The sequence below is a fragment of the Marinobacter profundi genome (assembly GCF_002744715.1).
Lineage (GTDB): Bacteria > Pseudomonadota > Gammaproteobacteria > Pseudomonadales > Oleiphilaceae > Marinobacter > Marinobacter profundi.
The window spans coordinates 118,492-139,069 of sequence record NZ_KZ319367.1 but is presented as its reverse complement, the minus strand read 5'-3'; the positions used below and the strand labels follow the sequence as shown (position 1 = coordinate 139,069).

Below are 20,578 nucleotides of genomic sequence, written 5' to 3'. Positions count from 1 at the left end.
GAACGCCGCCCCAAAAGCAAAAAAGGCAGACCAGTAAGTAACTGATCTGCCTTTCTTTTATATGGTAGCGGGGGCAGGATTCGAACCTACGACCTTCGGGTTATGAGCCCGACGAGCTACCAGACTGCTCCACCCCGCATCAAACTTTTCATCAATTCTGGTTTTCGAGTCCGCGTCCTGGCGGGCTCATAAGCCGAAGGTCGATGACTCCCTTCGGCTTTCTCGGGATTGGGAGCCCAATGAGCTGCCAGACTGCTCCACCCCGCGTCAAACTGGTTGTCTTTCGGGGATGCCCCCGATCAACGTGGGGCGCACTATACGGCGCAACACCCTGCCTGTCAAAGAAAATTTCGGTTACTTCCCGGACAGGCAGGCGTTGCCGGTTGTGGTTCAGCGCTCCAGAATTGCGGTAACCCCCTGGCCACCGGCGGCGCAGATGGAAATCAGGCCGCGTCCACTGCCCTTTTGCTCCAGCAGTTTGGCGAGGGTGGCGATGATGCGGCCGCCGGTTGCAGCGAACGGATGGCCAGTGGCGAGACTGCTGCCCTTAACATTCATCCGGGTCCGGTCAATGCTGCCCAGGGGCTTGTCCAGGCCCAGGCGTTCCTTGCAGAAGACGGGATCTTCCCAGGCTTTCAGGGTGGACAGTACCTGGGCGGCAAAGGCTTCGTGGATTTCGTAGAAGTCGAAATCCTGCAGAGTCAGGCCCGCTTTCTCCAGCATGCGCGGTACCGCGTAGGCCGGCGCCATCAAAAGGCCTTCTTTCTTCTCGACAAAATCCACCGCAGCGACTTCCGAGAAGGTCAGGTAGGCCTGGACTTCCAGATTGTTGGCCTTCGCCCACTCCTCACTCGCCAGCAGGACACAGGACGCCCCGTCGGTGAGCGCTGTACTGTTGGCAGCGGTCATGGTGCCGTTTTCACGGTCAAAGCAGGGTTTCAGGGTTGCAAGCTTTTCCAGCGTGGTGTCCGGACGCAGGATGTTGTCTTTCTCCAGCCCGGCCAGCGGGGTGATCAGGTCATCAAAGAAGCCTTCCTGGTAAGCTGCAGCCAGTTTCTGGTGGCTTTCCCAGGCCAGCTGGTCCTGGTCATCCCGGGCGATCTGCCACTCATGGGCGGTCACCTGGCAGTGGTCACCCATGGACATACCGGTGCGGGGCTCGCCGTTTTCGGGAATGCTGGGCATCAGGTGGCCGGGGCGGAAACGGGCGAGAATCTTCAGGCGCTCGCCGGTGGTCTTGGCGCGGTTCAGGTCCAACAGGATTTCCCGCAAGCCTTCGCCCACTCCGATGGGCGCGTCGGAGGTGGTATCGGTGCCGCCGGCAATTCCCACTTCAATCTGACCCAGCGCGATCTTGTTGGCGACCAGGATAGCCGCTTCCAGGCCGGTGCCGCAGGCCTGCTGGATATCGTAAGCCGGGGTTTCCGGCGCCAGGCCGCAGCTGAGTACAGACTCCCGGGTCAGGTTGAAATCCCGCGAATGCTTGATAACGGCACCGGCAACAACCTCACCGAGGCGCTGCCCCTGCAAGTTATAACGGTCCACCAGGCCACGCAGAGTGGTGGTCAGCAGTTCCTGGTTGCTGAGCTTGCTGTAGGCGGTGTTGGAGCGGGCAAAAGGCACCCGGTTACCGCCGATGATGGCGACCCGGCGCACGCCGCTGGCCGCGCCTGCAGACGTCTTCCCCGAGCTGCGTCCGGTCCGGGCTGGCTGCTTTTTGGTCGCGGTGCCTTTGTCTGTCTGTGCCATGATAGGATCCTGTCTTGCGTTGAAGTTCCGTTGTCTCGTGTTGCGGAGCAGTCTACCGCCACACCCGTAACGCTCATTGGCATGCCTGACAAACCCCCGGGGGTGTTCAGTCAATCCAAAAAACGGTTGATGGCTTAACCTGTTACCCGATTTAAACATGAGATGCGCCCGGAGCGCGAAGGAAGAGGAAGCTGCAATGTCCGATCTATACCTCAAATTTGTGAACACGCCGGTTGGCAAAACCGCCGCCCAGACCCTGGGCCTGCCCGCTCCGGTGCCACTCAAACGCTGGAAGCGTGCGGACCAACCCTTTATCGAGGGTGACGTTCTGGTCGGTGCGGCCGGCAACGGCAAGGCGATTGCTGCGCTCGGGAGCTTACTCGGCGCCAGTGCCGCCAGCCTGCACCATGCCAGCGGCGTCGCCACTCTGGAGGCCTCCTCCGGCGCCGGTAACAAGGCACGCCCCCTGGACCTGACCACAGAGATCAACACCCGGTTCAGCGCGCTGGTGTTTGATGCCTCCGGCATGAAAGACACCGCCGAACTGCGCGCACTCTACGACTTTTACCACCCCACCATCCGCAAGCTGGCAGGCAACGGCCGAATCCTGGTGATCGGACTGGATCCCGCTGGCTGCAAATCACCGGCACAGGCGGCTGCACAGCGTGCACTGGAAGGCTTTGTCCGCAGTGTCGGTAAGGAGATCGGCAAAAAGGGTTCCACCGCCAACTTGTTGTGGATCGCCCCCGGCGCTGAAAAGCACCTTGATTCCAGCGTTCGGTTCTTCCTGTCTCCCCGCTCTGCTTATGTCTCCGGCCAGGTCGCCCGCATTGGCAAGGTGACGGGCGAACTGGCAGCTACCAACCCGGTCGCACCGCTGACCGGCAAGGTTGCACTGGTTACCGGTGCCTCCCGTGGTATCGGAGAGTCCATCGCCGAAACCCTGGCCCGTGACGGCGCTACGGTGATCGGCCTGGATATTCCCGCAGCCCTGGAAGACCTGCAGAGAGTAACGGACCGCATCAAGGGCAAGGCCCTCGCCTGCGACATTACCGACGCCCGGGCACCGGCGATGATCGCGGAGTTCGTCAAGGAACATTTTGGCGGCATTGATCTGATCATCCATAACGCCGGCATCACCCGCGACAAAACCCTGGGCAACATGCCGGAACATTTCTGGGACATGGCGATTGCAGTCAACCTGACGGCGGAAGAGCTGATTGACGAAGAGCTGATGAAGCAGGAGCTGATCCGCGACAACGGCCGGATTGTCTGCGTGTCGTCGATCAGTGGTATTGCGGGGAACTTCGGCCAGACCAACTACTCGACGGCCAAGTGTGGCGTCATTGGCTACGTCGAAGCCCTGGCCCGCAAGCTGAAGAACGGCATCACCATCAACGCCGTGGCCCCCGGGTTCATTGAAACCCAGATGACGGCCGCAATGCCGGTGACCATCCGTGAGGCGGGCCGGCGGATGAACAGCCTGTCCCAAGGCGGTCAGCCGGTGGACGTGGCAGAAGCCATTGCCTGGTACTGCAACCCGGGCTCGACCGGTGTTAACGGCAACGTCGTGCGGGTGTGCGGCCAGTCACTGATTGGCAAGTAACACACGCGCGTCCGGTGAGAGGAGGCGGGAGCGCCGCTCGCAGATGCACAGGGGTCAAACTTAAAGTTTGACCCCAACCCCCTGAAATTTTGGCATAAAAAAAGGCAGGTCCGGTGGACCTGCCTTTTTTCGGAATTCTGGTGGGTGGTGAGGGGATCGAACCCCCGACCCTCGCCTTGTAAGGGCGATGCTCTCCCAGCTGAGCTAACCACCCGGGAATAAAGAGTTGGCGGAGCGGACGGGACTCGAACCCGCGACCCCCGGCGTGACAGGCCGGTATTCTAACCAACTGAACTACCGCTCCGCATCAGTCCCTGGCCCTGAGACCTTCAGACTGTCACTGGATGGAGTGCATCCAGCGATGCTGAAATTTGGTGGGTGGTGAGGGGATCGAACCCCCGACCCTCGCCTTGTAAGGGCGATGCTCTCCCAGCTGAGCTAACCACCCAACTTTCAGCCTTACCTGGCAGACTCTGTGAACCCTGATTCTGCGTTGCCGCTTCGTCCTGATTCATGTCTCAACCAAGTGAGACGCGCATTTTAAGCATTTGCCTGACAGTGTCAAACGTTTTCCCGAAATTTTCTTTAATTTATTGCAATCGGTGAAAAATCAAGCAGTTCTTGGTCCGTCCTGACCCCGGCTAACGTCTGCACCGGTTCCTTCCACAGCCTTCAATGCCACACCTTGTTGCCCCGCAACCGTCGCCTTTTCCTGCAACGTGAGCTCGGTCACCCGTGAACGGCGACTGACGGGCGTGGCCTTCGCCGCCAGCGAACAATTCAGTGCGTCCAGCCGCTCTTCCAGCCGGGTTCTGCCCTGCTCCACGGCCCTGATGGCAGCGGGAACCCACTCCTTCGATATGCGACCTGCGTTCTGCGTCAACAGATCTTTCAACAGCATGTCTGATAACTCCTGTATTCCATTCCGCACTCCATTTCACACTCCATTCCAAAACAGTCTAGTTGCCATCCCTGACGACGACAATTGTGAAATGGTTCACTCCTTGTGTCGTTGTGACCAATGCGCCCGCAGTCAGAAAATCCGCCACCAACTACCACCACCTTCGGCTTCGGCACGACGCTCCCGTTCCTGCTCCAGCATCGCATAACGGATCTCCTGCTGGCGGATCTTGCGGTCAGCCTCCAGGGGAACCGTTGGCCCGCCCCCAAAGGGCCAGTACCAGGGCGCCTCGCGGTATTTACCCTCCGCTTTCAGGCGCTCAATCTCCAGCTCGCGCTCCTCGTCCAGCCGGGCCAGCGCCCGCTCATGGTCGATATCTTCGGTAATCTCCACAATGGAGGTGGCCGCATGATTGGGTGCCAGCAGGTCGCTGTTGAGGAAGCGGGTAGACACAATCTCGCCGGCCCGCATGGCGTAATCCCTGGGCACCAGCTGCAGGTCACCCGCCGCCAGGGGGTGCTCCGGATCCAGTTCCGGATGGGGCTGTTCCGGCTCGGTCAGTTCGTTGTAGCGCAGGTAGTAGATCTTGCCCGGCTCGACCAGCAGGACGGCGTCAGCGATCAGGCTCAGACTGAAACCATTGAGCCCCTCCAGCCCGAGCAAGGGCCGTCGCATGGCGATGTGGCGTTCGCCAGGGCTCACTTCGAGCCAGGTGTAGCTGTCGTTGCGGATGTTGAAATAGTGATGGTCGTCGATATAGACGCTGGGGGCCTCGATCTCGTCTGCCGCCCACTCCGAGTGGGTACGGTAAAAATAGATCAGGGCGTTGTCGCGGCTCCACTGGTCGTTCGGGATGTGGACAAAGTCCGGGCCGGACACCGGATGGAGAAAGGCCCCGGTGCTCTTGCCAATGGACTGGTAGACGGTGCAGCCGGAACCGAAGACCGTCAGGGCGCCGAGCAGAACCGGCATCAGGTATCGAGTTGTCATTATTGTGCGCTCTTCTTCCTGGGAGAGTCGCACCATCTTAACAACCGACGGATGCCGGAACTGAGAGCTACCTCAAGGGATTGATACAAACCGTTACACAACCCCCGAAAGCAATCGTCACGGTGCCTCGCACCTAGCGGGCGCGCAGCTGATCCACCTCCTCGGACAGCCTCACCAGCCGCGAGGTCAGCTGGGCACGGGAAGCATCAATGGACTCGACGGTCTTGCGCAGGTTCGCCAGCTGCCCTTCCAGTTTCTTCAGCTGGCTGCTGTCGGCGGCCGAGCCCGAGGAGCGCTCCAGCGCCGTCACCCGGCTCTCCAGACCATCAAACGCCAGCTTCTGCTCCTGACGAAACCGCTGCAGGCTGCGTTCTACCACCTGGTCCACTTCGTCGAACCGGGTCGTCAACACGGTCAGCTGTTCCGCCGCTTCGGCACTTTCAGCGGAGAGATCGCCCAGCCGTTGCTCCAGCCCGGCGAGGTTTTGCTCAAGGGCTTGCTGGCCGGCAGTCACCGAGGTTTCCAGCTTTGCCAGCGCCCCGGCCTGCCCCTCCTGGCCAGCGGCCAGCTGGGTAAGGCGGGTTTCATGGTCGTCAAGCTGCTTGCGGTTGCGTTCATTGGCAAGGGCCCAGAGTTTGCGGATCTCACCATCCGCGGCTTCCTGGCGCTTCTGCTGGTCGGCAAGGCGCTGCTCAATGGTTGCACCGGTCTGTTCCAGGCTTGCGCCGGTCTCGGTCAGCTCACCCTCAAACCGCGCCAGCGCCAGCTTGCTCTGGCGGGCCCAGTAGTCGGCCTCTTCCAGCTGGCCTTCCAGCGCCGCGACCCGCTGCTCCTGCTGGAACCACATCCAGCCGCCTCCGGCGGCGAGGACCAGCAACAAGATGATCAGTAACCCGGTATGACCACCCCCGGAGCGGCCACCACCGGCTGCCGGCTTCGGTCGCTCCGGACCGGCCCTGGCGGAAGATTCACGGTCAGCGACCGGCTTATCCGCCGTCACAGGCTTGTCGGCCGGCTTCTTTGCGGCAGCGGTTGTCGATCGTGTGCCGGCGCGCAGTTCATCGTCATCGGGACGGATTGGTTCCATAACATCCTCAGGTATATGGACGGGAAAGGTAATGAAAACCGATAATACCCTGCGGGGTGTTTCGGACCAACCTGCCGTCGCCTCGTACCATTCCCATTTGCATGGTTCACGGGCAGTACATACAATGGCCGGCTTTCTTGACACACTTCAGGACTGTAGCTTATGCAGCCGCTCGTAGGTCTTATCATGGGTTCCAAGTCGGACTGGCCGACCATGGAACACGCTGCCAACATGCTCGATAAACTGGGCGTTCCCTATGAAACCCGCGTGGTTTCCGCCCACCGCACGCCGGATCTGTTGTTCGACTACGCCAAGACGGCTGCTGAGCGCGGTCTGAAAGTCATCATTGCCGGAGCCGGGGGCGCCGCTCACCTGCCGGGCATGGTGGCTTCCCAGACCAGCCTGCCGGTACTGGGTGTGCCGGTGCAGTCCAAGGCCCTCAACGGCCTGGACTCGCTGCTGTCGATCTGCCAGATGCCCGGTGGCATTGCCGTGGGCACCCTGGCCATTGGCAACGCCGGCGCCACCAATGCCGGCCTGCTGGCCGCGCAGATCGTCGGCACCTTCGACGACACGGTTCGCAAGGCCATTGACGAATTCCGGGCCCACCAGACCCAGACCGTACTGGACAACCCGGACCCCAGAGATCCCTGAGTAACGGCGGGCAGCCCTGCGGCATGCAGCTAAGAGGAGAGCATCCATGAGAATTGGCGTGTTAGGTGCAGGACAACTGGGACGTATGCTGGCGCTGGCCGGCTACCCGCTGGCCAAGACCTTCGTATTCTATGACATGTCGGGCAGCCCCAGTGCCGGCCTTGGTGAAGTGATCATCGACCGTGAAGGCGAATACCTGGATGACTTCCTGTCCCGCGTCGACCGGGTGACCTATGAATTCGAGCACCTCCCGGTCAGCGTGGCGGAAGCCATCGCCCGGGTAAAACCGGTCTATCCCTCCCCCCGTTCGCTGCAGGTTTGCCAGAACCGGGAATCGGAAAAGACCCTGTTTGGCCAGCTCGGCATTCCCACACCGGAGTGGCGGATTGCCGACAGCGCCGAATCGCTGCAGCAGGCGGCCCGGGAACTCGGCTGCCCGGTGGTTGCCAAGTCCAACACCGAGGGTTACGACGGCAAGGGCCAGGCCGTGCTGCGCGCCCCGGAAGAGGCCACCGCAGCCTGGGAAAGCATCGGCCACCAGCGCCTCATCGTCGAGAAGTTCGTCAACTTCAGCCGCGAGGTTTCCATCATTGCGGTGCGCTCCATCGATGGCGACGTGGCCTTCTATCCAATCACCGAGAACACCCATCACGAAGGCATCCTGCGCTATTCCGTGGCGCCGGCACCAAAGCTGAGTGCCGCTACCACCGCCGACGCCGAGCGCTACATCCGCGCCCTGCTCAACGAGCTGGATTATGTAGGGGTGCTGACCCTGGAACTGTTCGAAACTCCGGACGGCCTGGTCGCCAACGAGATGGCACCTCGGGTTCACAACTCCGGGCACTGGACCATTGAAGGAGCTGGAACCAGCCAGTTCGAGAACCACATCCGTGCGGTGAGTGGCCACGCCCTGGGCAATGTCAGCCCCCGTGGCGTCAGCTGCATGATCAACATCATCGGCGAGCACGGTGATATCGAACGCATCCTGGAGTTGCCTTACGCCCACGTACACCTGTACAACAAGGGCGAACGCCCGGGCCGCAAACTCGGCCATGTCACCATTCTGGCGGACAGTTACGAGGAGCTGGTCTGGCGGGTACGCAACTGCGCCAGCTTCCTGCCCGGCGCACCGGAGTTCAGTTGTTCACTGACCAGGGGTTGAAATCGCAAAACCAACCCAAATGTATGACTATTGACGTTTAAAACGGGAAATTCACGGGCCCCGTGAATTTCACATACAACGAGAGAACCAGGGAGAACGACCTCATGGCATTTGAACTTCCCGCACTGCCTTATGCAAAGAACGCACTTGAGCCGCACATTTCCGAAGAGACCCTCGAGTACCATTACGGCAAGCACCACCAGACCTACGTCACCAAGCTGAACGGTCTGGTTGACGGTACCGACAATGCCGGCAAGTCTCTGGAAGACATCATCAAGAGCTCCAGCGGCCCGCTGTTCAACAACGCCGCCCAGGTTTGGAACCACACGTTCTACTGGCACTGCCTGAGCCCGAACGGTGGTGGCGAGCCCACTGGCGCAGCCAAGGAAGCCATCGAAAAGGCCTTCGGCTCTTTCGAAGAGTTCAAGAAGGAGTTCAGCGACAAGGCAGCCAACAACTTTGGTTCTGGCTGGACCTGGCTGGTCAAGAAGGCTGACGGCAGCGTTGCCATCGTCAACACCAGCAACGCGGAAACCCCGCTGACTGGCGCTGACAAGCCGGTTCTGACCGTAGACGTGTGGGAACACGCCTACTACATCGACTACCGCAACAGCCGCCCGAACTACCTGGAGGCTTTCTGGAACCTGGTGAACTGGGATTTCGTAAACGAAAACCTGGCCTGATTCCAGAGCTGAAACCAGAAGGCGGGGTACTCGCGCCCCCGCCGGAAAAACGCCCGCATTTGCGGGCGTTTTTCGTTTCGATCCGAACCATTTACAAACAGAAACAGTCACCAATCCTAAACTTTTGCAAAAATAGGTATTAACCGTAGTATCACGATAACATTCTGAACCATACTGAGATCAGGACACGCCCCGGGGACCGTCAGCAGGCTCCCGCGATCGACCGGGAGCGCTCTCAATGGAATGAAGCAGAACGGATAATCACCAGGTATACATGACTAGTTTCCGGGTTGAGCGTCGTCTTGGTTACCGCATACTGCTGTGGATGCTGGCTGTTGCCCTGGTGTCAGGCACGGTTTTCAGCATTGCGCAGATTGCCCTCGATGCCCGAAGGGTTGCGCAATCTTTTGATCTTCGCGCGGAACAGACGGTGTCACTGGTTCGCGACGCAGCCACCCAGGCCGTGTTCAGCATCGACAGTGATCTCGCCCAGCAGGTCGTCGATGGCCTGTTCGCCCAGGATGCTGTCCACATGGCGCGGATCTCCCATCCGGACGACGAGTCCCTTGCCTATCTCACCCGACCCTTGCAGGAAAGCCTGTTCCGCCCCCTCACCGATCCGATTTTCGAACGGGAACGCCGCTACCGCGTGGCACTGACCCGCCCCAGCGAACCGGACACCCAGTACGGTTTTCTTGATATCCACTACGACACCGGCCCCGTCGCCGCCAGCTGGCTGGAGCGTGCCCTGGTCAACCTGGGTTCCGGCATCGCCACTGCGCTGATCATCGGTCTGGCCCTGTTTGTGGTCTTTCACCTGTTGCTCACCCGCCCGCTCTGGCGAATCGTCCAGTCCCTCAAACAGGTCGACCCGGCACGCCCTGATGAACGCCTGATTGACAAACCCACCGGCCACGAAAACGACGAGCTCGGGCTGTGGGTGGACACTACCAATAACCTGCTGGTGGCCATCACCGATAGTCAGCAACGCCACCGGGAGGCAGAGGATCAGGTCAGTCGCCTGTCCCGCTACGATCAGCTGACCGGGTTACCTAGCCGGGAAACCTTTCTCAGCTTGCTGGCTGCCGATATTGCCGAAGCCCGGGAAGGCGACACCCTGCTCGCCATCTTCTGCCTGGGGCTGGACGATTTCAAAAGCATCAACGAGCTGTATGGCTTCCACACCGGCGACCGGATCTTGCAGACCGTTGCCGAACGCCTGGCCGGCCGCTTCAACGAGGCCCGCTTTACGCTGGCCCGCCTTGGCGGAGACCAGTTTGTGGTGGTCCAGAAGCGCCTGCGCGACAGTTTCCAGGCGGTGGCCACCGCGGAGAACCTGCAGGTATGTGTCGGGGAGCCCATGCCCGTAGGCAAAGCCACCCTGACCATCACCGCCACCACCGGAATCTCGTTGTTCCCCGCCGACGCCAGTGAGCCCGACCCGTTGCTGCAGAACGCCGAGCAGACCATGGCGCTGGCCAAATCTTCCGGCCGCAACCATTTCCAGTTTTACGTGGCCAGCGTCGATCGCGAGATTCGCGAGCGCAAGCAACTGGAGAAGGATCTCAACGAGGCGCTGGCGAGGAACCAGCTTCACCTTGTCTATCAGCCCCAGGTCAACCTGGAGACCCGGCAGACCATCGGCGCGGAAGCACTGCTGCGCTGGCACCACCCGAAACGGGGCCTGATTCCCCCAGACCAGTTCATTCCACTGGCCGAACTCAATGGCAGCATTGTGGCCATTGGCCAATGGGTGCTCGACCAGGCGTGCTGGCAGGCCGCCTGCTGGGCATCGGCAGGGCTGGACATCCGCATGGCGGTCAACCTGTCGGCGGTGCAGTTGCGCCAGGACACTATCGTGGACGACATTCTTGAAACCCTGGCCCGCCACAATCTCTCGCCAGGTCGGCTGGAGCTGGAAGTCACCGAAACCAGCTTCATGTCCAACCTGGAAGATGCGGTGGGCAAACTGCATCGCCTGCACGATGCGGGCATCAGCCTGGCGGTGGACGACTTTGGGACCGGCTATTCATCGCTGACCTATCTCAAACGGATGCCAGTGCAGCACCTGAAGATCGACAAACAGTTCGTTCAGGACCTGCTGGTCAACGATGATGACACCCGGATCGCCAACACCATCATTGATCTCGGCCGCAGCCTCAGCATGACGGTGATCGCCGAAGGTGTCGAATCCGCAGAACAGGAAGCCTACCTGCGCCAGCGGGGCTGTGCCCTGGGCCAGGGCTATTACTTCAGCAGGCCGGTCCCAGCCGATGAATTTGCGGCTTTTGTCGCTGGCTTTAATGCCCAAATAGTCGAAAATAACGCCTGACATTTCCCCCTCTAAAAACCTGCAAGGAGCAGACATGGGAACCACTACCCTGATTGGCCTTGGCGTCATCGCCGTTTTTGTGATTTTTGTGGTGATGATCTACAACCGGCTGGTGTCGCTGCGCAACCAGTTCAAGAACGGTTTCGCCCAGATTGATGTGCAACTGCAACGCCGCCACGACCTGATTCCGAACCTGGTGGAGGCGGCCAAGGCCTACCTCCAGCACGAGCGCTCCACCCTTACTGAGGTGATGGAGGCCCGTAACAATGCCGTCAGCGCCCAGAAGGACGCCGCACGGGACCCGGGGGAAGCCGGCAAGATGCAGCGCCTGGGCGGTGCAGAAAGCCTGCTGACCAAGGCCCTCGCCAACTTCTATGCGGTCGCCGAGAATTACCCGGAACTGAAGGCCAACGAGACCATCCAGCAACTGATGGAAGAACTTTCCAGCACCGAGAACCGCGTAGCCTTCGCCCGCCAGGCGTACAACGATGGCGTGATGACCTACAACACCTATCGCGAGCAGTTCCCCAACAATATCATCGCGGGCATGTTCGCCTTCAAGCCGACCGCACAGCTGGAACTGGAATCCCCGGAGGCCCGCCGGGCGCCGAAAGTCGCCTTCTGAGGGGCTGATTCATGGCCCATCCGGGATTCTTCCAGCACCAGGCCAATGCCCGCCGCAACACCCTGTGGCTGGTGTTGTTGTTTGCCAGCGCGGTTGTACTGATCACGCTGTCGGTCTGTCTTGTGGGTTACCTGGTAACCCGCAGCGAATCCAGCCACCTGTCCTTTCCTGACTGGCTACTGAGCAGCCATGGCCTGATCACCGCAGTCGCTGTCGTGCTGCTGATCGGCATCGGGTCACTGGTCCGCTGGATTGACCTGGCCGGTGGCGGCTCGCGGGTCGCCCGGATGGTGGGCGCCCGTGCCGTCGATCCCGCCACCACCGATCGGGACGAGCGCAAATTGCGCAATATTGTCGAGGAAATGGCCATTGCCAGCGGTGTTCCGGTCCCGGATCTGTACATCATGGACAGGGAAACCGGCATTAATGCGTTTGTGGCCGGCTACACACCGGGCGAGGCGGTGATGGTGGTTACCCATGGGGCCATCACCCAGCTGACCCGGGACGAGTTGCAGGGAGTGGTCGGACACGAGTTCAGCCACATCCTCAACGGCGACATGCGGCTGAATGTCCGGCTGATTGCCTTGCTGGCGGGCATCCTGATGATTGGCCAGATCGGCAGCTTCCTGCTGCATAGTTCGGCCCACTCATCCCGCTCCTCCCGCAATAATCGCAATCAGGGTGCGCTCATTCTCATCGGCCTGGCACTGCTGGTGATCGGTTACGTCGGTGTGTTTTTCGGGCGGCTGATCCAGGCGGCGGTATCCCGCCAGCGGGAAGTGCTGGCGGATGCCTCCTCGGTGCAGTTCACCCGCAACCCGGAGGGCATCGGCAGCGCACTGTTCAAGATTGGCCTGAAGGGTGGTTACCTGGACACAACCAGCCATGCCAGCGACATGAACCACATGTGTTTCGGGGAAAGCGCGCGGATGAAGTTCAGCAGCCTGCTGGCCTCCCATCCGCCCATCGAGGAGCGCATCAACCGGATCCAGCCCGGCCTTGGTGCCCGCCTGCGCAGCCGGTTGCGGGACACCACCCCGGCAGCGGACCTGCGCGGCGCTGGCAATGGCGGCAGGGTCGGCAATGGTGCGAAAGCCGGTGTAAAGGGTAGCGATGCCGCCCGCGTCAAAGACCTGGTCGCGGAGTTCACCGCACCGGTGGCCCGCCCGGCCCGCAAACACACCTCTCCCATCGCCGCCACACCGGAGCCGGCGATCACATCCGCGGCCGTGCCCTTCTCCACCACGGTCGGTACCGTTAACGGCCAGAGCGAGGCTTTTGCGGCCAACCTGTTGGCGAGGCTACCCGCCACCTTCCGCGACCTGCTCTACACCCGTGCCGGCGCCGTACAGTTGTGCTACGCCCTGCTGATTCACGAACTCGCCCCTGCGGAGCAGGACAGTCGGTTGTGGACCATGGCGGAGCACCCGTTGCTGGCCCCCAGACGGGACCTGCTCGACAAACTGATCCCGGCATTGAATCAACTGGGCCCTGCAGTAAGGCTGCCAGCGCTGGAACTGGCCATGCCAGCCTTGCGCAAACTCGACCCGGAAGAAAGCAGCCAACTGCTGGCCCAGGTCCAGCGCCTTGCCCGGGCCGACCAGCGGATGAGCCTGTTCGAACTGGCGGTGATCAGCTTTCTCCAGCAACATCTCGCACTCGATGCACCGCGGGCCCCGGCGGTCCGGCACCAGAGCTACCGGCCAGTCATGCCGGCGCTGGAACTGCTGTTCAGTCTGATGGCCCGGGCTGGCAGTAACTCGCCGGAAGTCGCCGATACTCTGTTCGGCGAGGCGATGGCAGGCTTTGCCAGCGGGAACCATCCCCTGCAGATGCCCCGGAAAGTTACCCTGCCACAGCTGCAGCGGGCCCTTGCAGACCTGCGGGCGTTGTCGCCACTGCTGAAACCGGCCGTGATTGATGCCTGCGGCCATTGCGTGCTGCATGACGGCAAGGTGGAAGTCAGGGAATACGAGCTGATGCGGCTGGTGGCAGACCAACTCGACTGTCCTATGCCCCCAATGCACAGCGCCGCCTGAACGGCGGCGCTGCAAGGACTGGTCACGGCGGGGATGACAGCCCCGCGCTCCCCGTTACTTCATGCGACCGGATGACCCCGGACTGAACAGGGTATCGATCGCCGGACGCTCCTCCGGCTGCGGCATGCCGAGCTTTTCACGGATGCCCAGGTCCACTTCCCACAAGCTGTTGTACTTGTCTTCGGTGGCCGCAACAGCATCCACCTTGTCCAGCATGATGGTGGGACGCAGGAACACCAGCAGGTTGCGCTTCACCCGCCGTTCGGATTCAGACGAGAACAGGCGGCCCAGCACCGGGATATCCCCCAGCAGCGGCACCTTGCTCTTGCTGACCTGGTAGTCGTCCTTGATCAGGCCACCAAGCACAATCGTCTCGCCGTCGTCCGCCAGCACCGTGGTCTTGATTTCGCGCTTGTTGGTGACGATGTCGGAGGCGTTTTCGATGCTCTCCGCCACATCCTCGGTGGTCTGCTCCACCACCAGCCGGACCAGGCCGTCTTCGCTGATGGTCGGGGTAACCTTGAGGGTCAGACCGATATCCCGGCGCTCGATGGTGGTGAACGGGTTGCTCAGGCCGTCGCCCGTGGTGGTTGACTGGCCGGTACGGAACGGCACGTTCTGGCCGACGATGATCTCGGACTCCTGGTTATCCAGGGTAATAATGCTCGGCGTGGACAACAGGTTAGCCGCCGCGGAGGTGGACAGCGCCTGCAGCAGCACCCCCCAGGACACGCCATTCTTGTCACGCTCACCGGCGCCCACGGTGATACCGCCGGCGGCCGGGGTAATCAGTGAGTCAGTCAGCAGCGCCGAGAGCACTTCTCCGAGGCTGCGGCCCACGTTGGTAAAGTTGGTCCCGGCTACCGGGGTGGATCCACCGGATTCGTCACCGACAGCGAGCTGGATACCCAGGTCTTCACCCAGCTCGTCACTGATCTCGACAATCGCGGCCTCGATCAGCACCTGGGCCCGGCGCACATCCAGCTGACTGACGATCAGCTCGGCTTCCTGCATCATGGAAGGCTCGCCACGAATGACCAGGGCGTTCAGGCCTTCGTCGGCAAAAATCGAGAAGGCGGTCTGGCGGGTGGCGGAGCTCGCCCCCTGGGCGGTACCCCCCGCACCCGGGGCCTCCTTGGCCAGCTCACCCATCACCCCTTTGAGAATCTCGGTCAGCGTCTTGGCATCGGCGTGCTTGAGGCGGATTACCTTGGTGGTACCACCGGTTGCGGAGGGCTGATCCAGTTTGCGGATCAGGCCGCGCATCTTGTCGCGGAAGGTCTGGTCACCCCGCAGGATCAACCGGTTGCTGCGCTCGTCGGCGGTGACGCTGTACTTGCGGGCAACGTCGGCTCCGCCCGGCTTGCCGATTTCATCCGGTGCCAGTTCCTGCAACAGCTTGACCATATCCCCGACCCAGGCCTCGCGGAGCTGGATAACTTCTACTTCGTACTTGGACGGACTGTCCAGCTCCCGCACGATATCTTCGATGCGGCGGATGTTGGCGGCATGGTCGCTGACAATCAGCGCGTTGGCCGCAGCGACGCCGGCCAGGTGACCGTACTTCGCCACCAGCGGGCGGAGGATGGGCACCAGCTCCAAAGCATTGGCGTTGTTGACCTGGATAACCCGGGTTATCAGTTGTTCGGAGGGCACCGACGGAAAACGATCGAGGGACTCGGCGGATTGCTTGGCATCCACCTGCTGCACCACCTTGATGACTTCCTCGCCCGGGATTGCGGTAAAGCCATGGACCTGCAACACCGCAAGGAACAGATCGTAGATTTCATCCTTGTTCATAGGAGCACTGGACAGCACCGTCACCTTGCCTTTAACCCGCGGGTCCACCACAAAACTGTATCCGGTGATGTCGGCAACCTGGGTCACAAAGGCCCGGATATCCGCGTCCTTCAGATTAAGCCGCCAGGTGCCTTCCTGACCGTAAGCCACGGACAGCAGAGGCAACAGCAGGACCAGCGCAAGGGCCCGGAACAAGGAAGTTTTGTGATTAAGCATCTAACGATTTCGTCCTGTATCGATGAACCTGCAACTGCCGTCAGCGGCGGCCACAGCCTGGTGTTTTAATTGTTCCCGCCACCCTTCCTGAACCCTGGCGACGTACTCTGCTTATAACCTCAACGCCACTGTTCAGGAATGGCGTAAGTGACGGTCATGGTGGCGCCGTCACGCTGGATCTCGATCATCAGCTGGGCTTCATTACGCCAGCTCTCTAGCAACATCATGTCTTGCTGCAGGTCCCCCAGCGGCTGACCATTGACCGCGGTAATGACATCCCCCGACTTGAGGTTAACCGCATTCAGCAAGGCATTCGAACCATCATACACATAGCCGGAGGACCCACCTTCTTCTGCCGGCTTCAGGCCGTAGGTGGCGAGTGCCTGGGCACCCTGGCTGTCCAGCCGCTCCCGGGCATCCGCCAGGAACGCGTCCGGACTGTTGTCACGAGCCTGCTCAACCGGTGCTTCCTCGACCATTCCGGTGGCAACCGACTCCTCGAAGGTGAGGGTCTCATACTTGCCGTTGCGGCGAATCAGGATCTGGCTGGGTTCGACCTCGGCAAGCTCGGCATTGCCGGGCAACATGTCGCCCACCCGATAGTGCGCCGTTTCGCCATCCGATCCTGCAACTATAGCACCGGACTCCTCCGGACGCTCCGCCAGCAGCACTCCCTCCAGCCGTAACTTCAGGCGGGTTTTCGGTGCCGCCTCGCGAACCACATCCGCTACCCGGGCCTGCCCCTGTGGCCGCCCGAACAGTTCGTAAGCCGCCAGCGACTGCCCCGCGAGACGCGCACCCGAGGCGCCAGCCGGTTGTGAGGTCACCGTTGCCAATGGCCGGTCCTGCCAGGCCACAAGCCAGCTTACCCGGGCCAGCACGACGGCCAGGTAGACCACCAATCCCGCCAGCAGGAAGTTGGCCAACCAGCGCGATGCACGGGCCAACGTGACCGACGGCACTTTCGATGGCACTCTCGACTGCACTCTCGACCGCACTCTCGACTGCACTTTCGCCATCACAACCTGCCTCCCGGCAGCAAGGGCTGCCGGACACTGAAGATGACATCATCCGGGCTTGCGGCCCCCGACCAGGGCTGGCCCGCGAGATCCACCATCCGCTTGAACACCCGCAATTCCAGCATGCCATTCGCCAGAATGTTGGCGACCGCAGCAGGCCCCCCGCCTCCCTGCTCCATGACCGTCAGCGCAACCCCGTTGGCGGCGGAATCCAGGGTAGCCTCCATGGGAGGGAAGCGGGCCGAACCGGTCTGTGCTCCCATCGGCCAGGTCACCATACCACCTGGCCAGCGGCCGTAACCGGACGCCTGCCGGATTTTCCGGTCGGTCAGCTCCAGTTGCAGCCGGTCAATGGCAATATCCCCTTCGAGCATGGCGCCGCCACTTTGCCGGATCAAGGTTTCAAATTCAGGAACATGAACACTGCCACGGGCGTTCAGCCTGGCAGACGCCGGCCAGGCGACCTCCAGATTACCCTGCAGCGACGATTGTGCGGTGCGGGCATCAAACCCGACGGGCAGGGTCAGGCCCGACAACGATGGCAGTCCCAGACGCCAGTCCAGCTGAACCGGAATCCCCTGAACACTGGCCACCGCAGCACCCGCCCAGACCTTACCGGAAACCTGGTGAATCTGGATCTGGGGCGGCAGTACCACGCGGGACGACGCCTGTTGCCAGACCCAACCGGCAGGTATCAGCACCACAAGAGCACAGAAGTAGACCAGCACGCCCAGAAGGATCAGCAAGGCCAGTTTGCCGGGCCGGAGAAATCGCTTTGTCGGGGCGTCTGTCATAGAAGGCTACGGAACATTGTCGGGATGGTAGCCGAGTCTAACAAAGGCGTTGGGCAAGTTCATGACATAGACATAAAAAAACCCCGCACCAGTGTGAACCGGCGCGGGGTTTTTCAGGCATTTCAGGCCATATCCCTGAACGGGATACGGGAAGGTGCCGGGGGCATTACATCATGCCGCCCATGCCTCCCATTCCGCCCATTCCGCCCATGTCAGGCATGCCGCCCGCTTTCTCGTCGTCCGGCAGATCGGTCACCATCGCTTCGGTGGTGATGATCAGGGACGCAACGGAAGCTGCTGCCTGGAGCGCAGAACGGGTTACCTTGGCCGGGTCGAGGATGCCCATCTCGAGCATGTCGCCGTAAGCCTCGGTGGCCGCGTTGTAACCGAAGGAGCCTTCGCCTTCGCGGATCTTGGCAACCACAACGGAGGCTTCACCACCAGCGTTGGTCACGATCTGACGCAGCGGAGCTTCCATGGCGCGACGCAGGATGTTAACGCCAGCCTTCTGCTCTTCGTTGATGGCATCAACCTTGTCCAGCGCAGCCAGGGCGCGGATCAGGGTTACACCACCACCGGCCACGATACCCTCTTCAACCGCAGCGCGGGTAGAGTGCAGGGCGTCTTCAACGCGGGCCTTCTTCTCTTTCATTTCCACTTCAGAGCCAGCGCCTACCTTGATGACGGCAACACCGCCAGCCAGCTTGGCAACACGCTCCTGCAGCTTCTCGCGATCGTAATCGGAAGAGCTGTCCTCGATCTGCTTGCGGATCTGCTCAACGCGGGCTTCGATATCAGCCTGGGCACCGGCACCATCAATGATGGTGGTGTTTTCCTTGGTGATATTGATGCGCTTGGCAGTGCCCAGGTCATCCAGGGTGGTGTTCTCGAGGGTCAGGCCGACTTCCTCGGAGATCACGGTACCACCGGTCAGGATGGCGATGTCCTGCAGCATTTCCTTGCGACGGTCACCGAAGCCAGGCGCCTTCACAGCAGCCACCTTCACGATACCGCGCATGTTGTTCACCACCAGGGTAGCCAGCGCTTCGCCTTCGATGTCTTCGGCGATGATCATCAGCGGCTTGCCAGCCTTGGCGACAGATTCCAGCACCGGCAGCAGTTCGCGGATGTTGGAGATCTTCTTGTCGACCAGCAGCATGTACGGGTCATCCAGCTCGGCCGCCATGTTGTCCTGGTTGTTGATGAAGTATGGAGACAGGTAGCCGCGATCGAACTGCATACCTTCAACCACGTCCAGCTCGTCTTCCAGGCCACGGCCTTCTTCAACCGTGATGACGCCTTCTTTGCCTACACGCTCCATGGCGTCGGCGATGATCTTGCCAATGGTCTCGTCGCCGTTGGCAGAGATGGTGCCAACCTGGGCGATGTTGCGGCTGTCATCACAGGGCTTGGACATGTCACGGATGGCCTCGACGGCAGCGGCAGTCGCCTTGTCGATGCCGCGCTTCAGGTCCATCGGGTTCATGCCGGCAGTAACGGCCTTGATACCTTCGTTAACGATAGCCTGGGCCAGAACGGTCGCGGTGGTAGTACCGTCACCGGCCTTGTCGTTGGTCTGGGAAGCAACTTCCTTGACCATCTGGGCGCCCATGTTCTCGAACTTGTCTTTCAGCTCGATTTCCTTGGCGACGGATACGCCGTCCTTGGTGACGGTCGGAGCGCCGAAGGACTTGTCCAGCACTACGTTACGGCCTTTCGGGCCGAGGGTTACCTTGACTGCGTCCGCGAGGATGTTGACACCTGCGACCATGCGCTTGCGGGCGCTATCACCGAATTTAACGTCTTTTGCTGCCATAACTGTCTATTCCTGTTCGTTAAACCCAATTGGATTCGTTACTCAAACGTGCCGTGATATCACTCAAGCACGCCGTAGATGTCGCTCTCGCTCATGATGAGCAGGTCTTCACCGTCGACTTTAACGGTGTTGCCGGCATACTGGCCGAAAACCACGGTGTCACCTACCTTGACCGCCAGCGCACGGGTTTCACCGTTGTCGAGAATCCGGCCATTGCCCACGGCGATTACTTCGCCCTGGGACGGCTTTTCCTTGGCGTTACCCGGCAGCACGATGCCACCCGCAGTCTTCTCTTCTTCTTCCTTACGGCGTACTACAACACGATCGTGTAGCGGACGAATTTTCATTGCTCGGTTCTCCAATAGTCACGTTAGGTTTGGCAATGATGGTTGCGATAAAAGCCGGGGCCTTTAACCATCTGTTTTCAAGCGGTTATCAGCCCGCGACAAACTTGTGTGATGTATGTGGGGGTGGTACAGGGGTTTTCAACGCCCCGGACCAAAATTTTTTCACTTTTTTTCGATGCGATCGTTACCCCGATCGGTCTCGTCCCGGTACTCGCCTTCAATGACGTCATCATCGCGCCCGAACGGGTCGTGATTGAACGGGCCATGGCGGTCAAACGGGCTCTGCGGACCGAAGGGCCCTTTGCCCCCAAAAGGATCCCGCCCTCCCGCGGTAAAGTGGAAACTGCGGGCCTGGCCGCTGACCACCATGCGCTTGAGTGCCTGACCGGCCAGCCAGTGACGGGTGCCCGGCACCAGGCAAAGCAGGCCGATGGTGTCGGTAACAAATCCGGGGGTCAGCAACAACGCGCCGCCTATGGCAAGAATCAGGCCCTCGGCAACTTCCTGCGCCGGCAGTTCGCCACTGTTGAGGCGCTGATTGGCCCGCAACAGGGTCGCCAGACCCTGCTGGCGCAGCAGCCAGGCGCCAACCACAGCCGTCAGCAGGACCAGCCCGACGGTATTGAGGGCGCCGATGACGGTGCCAACCTTGATCAGGATCGTCATCTCGACGATCGGCAGTATGATGAAAAGCAACAGGAATACGGACATCCGGAACCTACTTTCCGATGTGGGATTGACGCGGTCTGGTATACTGG

Annotated in this window: 17 protein-coding genes and 4 tRNA genes; 7 read left to right on the top strand and 14 right to left on the bottom strand. The window is 61.0% G+C overall.

Annotation, left to right across the window (positions count from 1 at the left end):
- Positions 1–62: 62 nt before the first annotated feature.
- A tRNA-Met gene (locus CLH61_RS00610) sits at positions 63–139 on the bottom strand.
- Positions 140–390: 251 nt separating this feature from the next.
- The gene (locus CLH61_RS00605) at positions 391–1,749 is read right to left on the bottom strand and encodes an acetyl-CoA C-acetyltransferase (protein ID WP_099612773.1); all 1,359 of its coding nucleotides are present in this window, start codon (positions 1,747–1,749) and stop codon (positions 391–393) included.
- 196 nt (positions 1,750–1,945) lie between these two features.
- On the opposite strand from CLH61_RS00605, the gene CLH61_RS00600 reads away from it, so the two are divergent.
- A complete protein-coding gene (locus CLH61_RS00600; RefSeq protein ID WP_099612772.1) occupies positions 1,946–3,355 on the top strand; it encodes a 3-oxoacyl-ACP reductase in 1,410 nt (469 codons plus the stop codon).
- 138 nt (positions 3,356–3,493) lie between these two features.
- On the opposite strand, the gene CLH61_RS00595 is transcribed toward CLH61_RS00600, so the two are convergent.
- The 6 genes from CLH61_RS00595 to CLH61_RS00570 all read right to left on the bottom strand — a co-directional run bounded on the left by CLH61_RS00595 (position 3,494) and on the right by CLH61_RS00570 (position 6,333).
- A tRNA-Val gene (locus tag CLH61_RS00595) sits at positions 3,494–3,569 on the bottom strand.
- A 13-nt stretch (positions 3,570–3,582) separates the two neighbouring features.
- Positions 3,583–3,659: transfer RNA gene (locus tag CLH61_RS00590), tRNA-Asp, on the bottom strand.
- A 68-nt stretch (positions 3,660–3,727) separates the two neighbouring features.
- Positions 3,728–3,803, bottom strand: a tRNA-Val gene (locus tag CLH61_RS00585).
- A gap of 162 nt (positions 3,804–3,965) precedes the next feature.
- Positions 3,966–4,256, bottom strand: coding sequence for a hypothetical protein (locus CLH61_RS00580; RefSeq protein WP_099612771.1), 291 nt, complete (start codon positions 4,254–4,256; stop codon positions 3,966–3,968).
- 132 nt (positions 4,257–4,388) lie between these two features.
- The gene (locus tag CLH61_RS00575; RefSeq protein WP_099612770.1) at positions 4,389–5,246 is read right to left on the bottom strand and encodes a DUF2846 domain-containing protein; all 858 of its coding nucleotides are present in this window, start codon (positions 5,244–5,246) and stop codon (positions 4,389–4,391) included.
- A 133-nt stretch (positions 5,247–5,379) separates the two neighbouring features.
- Positions 5,380–6,333, bottom strand: coding sequence for a hypothetical protein (locus tag CLH61_RS00570; RefSeq protein WP_099612769.1), 954 nt, complete (start codon positions 6,331–6,333; stop codon positions 5,380–5,382).
- Positions 6,334–6,495: 162 nt separating this feature from the next.
- Between CLH61_RS00570 and purE the strand changes: the two genes are divergently transcribed.
- The 6 genes from purE to CLH61_RS00540 all read left to right on the top strand — a co-directional run bounded on the left by purE (position 6,496) and on the right by CLH61_RS00540 (position 13,828).
- Entirely contained in the window at positions 6,496–6,987 is a 492-nt protein-coding gene (purE, locus tag CLH61_RS00565; RefSeq protein ID WP_099612768.1) for a 5-(carboxyamino)imidazole ribonucleotide mutase, read from the top strand.
- 46 nt (positions 6,988–7,033) lie between these two features.
- Entirely contained in the window at positions 7,034–8,149 is a 1,116-nt protein-coding gene (locus CLH61_RS00560) for a 5-(carboxyamino)imidazole ribonucleotide synthase (protein ID WP_099612767.1), read from the top strand.
- A gap of 104 nt (positions 8,150–8,253) precedes the next feature.
- Positions 8,254–8,832, top strand: a complete 579-nt coding sequence (sodB, locus tag CLH61_RS00555; RefSeq protein WP_099612766.1) for a superoxide dismutase [Fe] — start codon at positions 8,254–8,256, stop codon at positions 8,830–8,832.
- 274 nt (positions 8,833–9,106) lie between these two features.
- Complete coding sequence (locus tag CLH61_RS00550) at positions 9,107–11,164, top strand: putative bifunctional diguanylate cyclase/phosphodiesterase (protein WP_099612765.1); 2,058 nt, start codon at positions 9,107–9,109, stop codon at positions 11,162–11,164.
- Positions 11,165–11,198: 34 nt separating this feature from the next.
- Positions 11,199–11,789, top strand: coding sequence for a LemA family protein (locus CLH61_RS00545; protein WP_099612764.1), 591 nt, complete (start codon positions 11,199–11,201; stop codon positions 11,787–11,789).
- An 11-nt stretch (positions 11,790–11,800) separates the two neighbouring features.
- Complete coding sequence (locus tag CLH61_RS00540; RefSeq protein ID WP_099612763.1) at positions 11,801–13,828, top strand: M48 family metallopeptidase; 2,028 nt, start codon at positions 11,801–11,803, stop codon at positions 13,826–13,828.
- 54 nt (positions 13,829–13,882) lie between these two features.
- On the opposite strand, the gene gspD is transcribed toward CLH61_RS00540, so the two are convergent.
- From gspD to CLH61_RS00510, 6 genes are all read right to left on the bottom strand, one after another.
- Positions 13,883–15,844 (bottom strand): type II secretion system secretin GspD, encoded by a 1,962-nt coding sequence (gspD, locus tag CLH61_RS00535; protein ID WP_099612762.1) that lies wholly within the window; start codon positions 15,842–15,844, stop codon positions 13,883–13,885.
- Positions 15,845–15,963: 119 nt separating this feature from the next.
- A complete protein-coding gene (locus CLH61_RS00530; RefSeq protein ID WP_407657530.1) occupies positions 15,964–16,866 on the bottom strand; it encodes a type II secretion system protein N in 903 nt (300 codons plus the stop codon).
- On the bottom strand, positions 16,863–17,657 hold the full coding sequence (gspN, locus tag CLH61_RS00525) for a type II secretion system protein N (RefSeq protein ID WP_099612760.1): 795 nt from the start codon (positions 17,655–17,657) through the stop codon (positions 16,863–16,865). Before gspN ends, CLH61_RS00530 begins: the two co-directional genes overlap by 4 nt.
- A 166-nt stretch (positions 17,658–17,823) precedes the next feature.
- Positions 17,824–19,473: a chaperonin GroEL gene (gene groL, locus CLH61_RS00520; RefSeq protein ID WP_099612759.1), complete on the bottom strand. Its 1,650-nt coding sequence runs from the start codon at positions 19,471–19,473 to the stop codon at positions 17,824–17,826.
- A gap of 59 nt (positions 19,474–19,532) precedes the next feature.
- The gene (groES, locus tag CLH61_RS00515) at positions 19,533–19,820 is read right to left on the bottom strand and encodes a co-chaperone GroES (protein WP_099612758.1); all 288 of its coding nucleotides are present in this window, start codon (positions 19,818–19,820) and stop codon (positions 19,533–19,535) included.
- Positions 19,821–19,982: 162 nt separating this feature from the next.
- Positions 19,983–20,531, bottom strand: a complete 549-nt coding sequence (locus tag CLH61_RS00510) for an FxsA family protein (protein ID WP_099612757.1) — start codon at positions 20,529–20,531, stop codon at positions 19,983–19,985.
- Positions 20,532–20,578: the final 47 nt, after the last annotated feature.

What these genes read in the sequence shown, in the direction of transcription:
- CLH61_RS00605 (WP_099612773.1), bottom strand. Translation starts at nt 1,749, where the DNA reads ATGGCACAGACAGACAAAGGCACCGCGACCAAAAAGCAGCCAGCCCGG.
- CLH61_RS00600 (WP_099612772.1), top strand. Translation starts at nt 1,946, where the DNA reads ATGTCCGATCTATACCTCAAATTTGTGAACACGCCGGTTGGCAAAACC.
- CLH61_RS00580 (WP_099612771.1), bottom strand. Translation starts at nt 4,256, where the DNA reads ATGCTGTTGAAAGATCTGTTGACGCAGAACGCAGGTCGCATATCGAAG.
- CLH61_RS00575 (WP_099612770.1), bottom strand. Translation starts at nt 5,246, where the DNA reads ATGACAACTCGATACCTGATGCCGGTTCTGCTCGGCGCCCTGACGGTC.
- CLH61_RS00570 (WP_099612769.1), bottom strand. Translation starts at nt 6,333, where the DNA reads ATGGAACCAATCCGTCCCGATGACGATGAACTGCGCGCCGGCACACGA.
- purE (WP_099612768.1), top strand. Translation starts at nt 6,496, where the DNA reads ATGCAGCCGCTCGTAGGTCTTATCATGGGTTCCAAGTCGGACTGGCCG.
- CLH61_RS00560 (WP_099612767.1), top strand. Translation starts at nt 7,034, where the DNA reads ATGAGAATTGGCGTGTTAGGTGCAGGACAACTGGGACGTATGCTGGCG.
- sodB (WP_099612766.1), top strand. Translation starts at nt 8,254, where the DNA reads ATGGCATTTGAACTTCCCGCACTGCCTTATGCAAAGAACGCACTTGAG.
- CLH61_RS00550 (WP_099612765.1), top strand. Translation starts at nt 9,107, where the DNA reads ATGACTAGTTTCCGGGTTGAGCGTCGTCTTGGTTACCGCATACTGCTG.
- CLH61_RS00545 (WP_099612764.1), top strand. Translation starts at nt 11,199, where the DNA reads ATGGGAACCACTACCCTGATTGGCCTTGGCGTCATCGCCGTTTTTGTG.
- CLH61_RS00540 (WP_099612763.1), top strand. Translation starts at nt 11,801, where the DNA reads ATGGCCCATCCGGGATTCTTCCAGCACCAGGCCAATGCCCGCCGCAAC.
- gspD (WP_099612762.1), bottom strand. Translation starts at nt 15,844, where the DNA reads ATGCTTAATCACAAAACTTCCTTGTTCCGGGCCCTTGCGCTGGTCCTG.
- gspN (WP_099612760.1), bottom strand. Translation starts at nt 17,657, where the DNA reads ATGACAGACGCCCCGACAAAGCGATTTCTCCGGCCCGGCAAACTGGCC.
- groL (WP_099612759.1), bottom strand. Translation starts at nt 19,473, where the DNA reads ATGGCAGCAAAAGACGTTAAATTCGGTGATAGCGCCCGCAAGCGCATG.
- groES (WP_099612758.1), bottom strand. Translation starts at nt 19,820, where the DNA reads ATGAAAATTCGTCCGCTACACGATCGTGTTGTAGTACGCCGTAAGGAA.
- CLH61_RS00510 (WP_099612757.1), bottom strand. Translation starts at nt 20,531, where the DNA reads ATGTCCGTATTCCTGTTGCTTTTCATCATACTGCCGATCGTCGAGATG.